This window comes from Streptomyces sp. NPDC017890, assembly GCF_044328675.1.
Classification (GTDB): domain Bacteria; phylum Actinomycetota; class Actinomycetes; order Streptomycetales; family Streptomycetaceae; genus Streptomyces.
The window spans coordinates 1-1955 of record NZ_JBIRHU010000125.1 but is presented as its reverse complement, the minus strand read 5'-3'; the positions used below and the strand labels follow the sequence as shown (position 1 = coordinate 1955).

Sequence of the window (1955 nt, the reverse complement as noted above, 5' to 3'; positions counted from 1 at the left end):
CCGCGATCCAGCTGGCGCGGTATTTCGGTGCTGAGGTGTTCGCGACGGCGAGTCCCGGTAAGTGGGAGACGCTGCGTTCGCTGGGGCTTGATGACTCTCATATCGCGTCGTCGCGTGATCTGGAGTTCGAGCAGCGGTTCCTCGAGGCGACCGGCGGGCGGGGGGTGGATGTCGTACTGAACTCGCTGGCGCGGGAGTTCGTGGACGCCTCGCTGCGGCTGCTGCCCCGGGGCGGACGCTTCCTGGAGATGGGCAAGACCGACATCCGTGAGGCGGATGAGGTCGGTGCCGCGCACACACGTGTGACGTACACGGTCTTCGACCTGGTCGAGGCCGGTCCCGAACGCACTCAGGCCATGCTCGTCGAACTACTGCGTCTCTTCGAGGAGGGCGTACTCGAACCGCTGCCCGTCACGACCTGGGACGTGCGGCGAGCGCGGGACGCGTTCCGTCACGTCAGCCAGGCCAGGCATGTCGGCAAGGTGGTCCTGACCGTGCCGCGTGCTCTCGATCCCGAGGGCACGGTGCTGATCACGGGTGGCACCGGGACGCTGGGCGCGGAGCTGGCCCGGCACCTGGTGGTCGAGCGTGGTGTGCGGCACCTGCTGCTGACCAGCCGCAGCGGTCGTGCGGCGCGGGGTGCGGCGGAGCTGGAGGCCGAGCTGGCCGGGCTGGGTGCCGAGGCGACCGTCGTGGCCTGTGACGCCGCCGACCGCGACGCACTCGCCGCCACCCTCGCCACCGTCCCCGACACCCACCCCCTCACGGGCGTCATACATGCCGCCGGCGTCCTCGACGACGCCACCGTGCGTTCTCTGACGCCCGAGCGGATCGACTACGTGCTGCGTCCGAAGGTGGACGCGGCGGTGAACCTGGACGAGCTGACCCGGGACATGGACCTGGCGATGTTCGTGGTGTTCTCGTCCGCGGCGTCGGTCTTCGGCAGTTCCGGGCAGGGCAACTACGCCGCCGCCAATGCGTTCCTCGAAGCCCTCGTGCAGCGCCGCCGGGTACGCGGCCTGCCCGGCCAGGCACTGGCGTGGGGCCTGTGGAGCCGGCGCAGCGGCATGACAGAGCACCTCGGTGACACCGAGATCCAGCGCTTGAACCGGTCGGGGATGCGTCTGCTGGACACGGAACAGGGCATGCGGTTGTTCGATACGTCGATGGCGCTGGACGAGCCGTTGCTGGTGCCGCATCCGATGGACTTCTCCGTGCTGCGTGGTCAGGGCGAGGCGGTGCCCGTGGTGCTGCGTGGTCTGGTCCGTGCGACGGTGCGTCGTACGGTGGAGTCGCGTGGTGACGTGCCGGGTGGTTCGGCACTGGCGCAGCGGCTGGCCGCGCTGGACGAGCGCGGCCGGCAGGAACTGCTGCTCGACCTGGTCCGTTCGCACGCGGCTTCGGTGCTGGGGCACTCGGGCACGGATGGTGTGGGTGCCGGTCTGGCCTTCAAGGAGCTGGGGTTCGACTCCCTGACGGCGGTCGAGCTGCGCAACCTGCTGAACTCCGCGACGGGCCTGAAACTGCCGGCCACACTCGTCTTCGACTACCCGACCCCCACCGCACTCGCCGACCACCTCATGGACGAACTGGTCGGAGGCCTGCAGACCGTATCCGAAGCCGTCACGTCCCTCCGGACCGCACTCGACGACGACCCGATCGCCATCGTGTCGATGAGCTGCCGGTTCCCCGGCGGCGCCGACTCCCCGGAGAAACTGTGGCACCTGGTCACCAGCGGCGGTGACGCCGTGGACGGCTTCCCCACCGACCGCGGCTGGGAACTCGACACCCTCTTCGACTCCGACCCCGAGCGCTCCGGCACCTCGTACACCAGCGAAGGTGCCTTCCTCCAAGACGTGGCCGGGTTCGACGCCGACTTCTTCGGGATCTCTCCCCGTGAGGCGCTGTCGATGGACCCGCAGCAGCGGCTCTTCCTCGAGACCTCGTGGGAGGCG

1 protein-coding gene is annotated in these 1955 nt (G+C 69.5%); it reads left to right on the top strand.

Going from position 1 to position 1955, the window contains the following annotated elements; translation table 11 throughout:
• Positions 1–1955 (top strand): SDR family NAD(P)-dependent oxidoreductase (locus ACH4F2_RS35890; RefSeq protein ID WP_398136796.1); only part of this gene is annotated, 1955 nt, incomplete at both ends.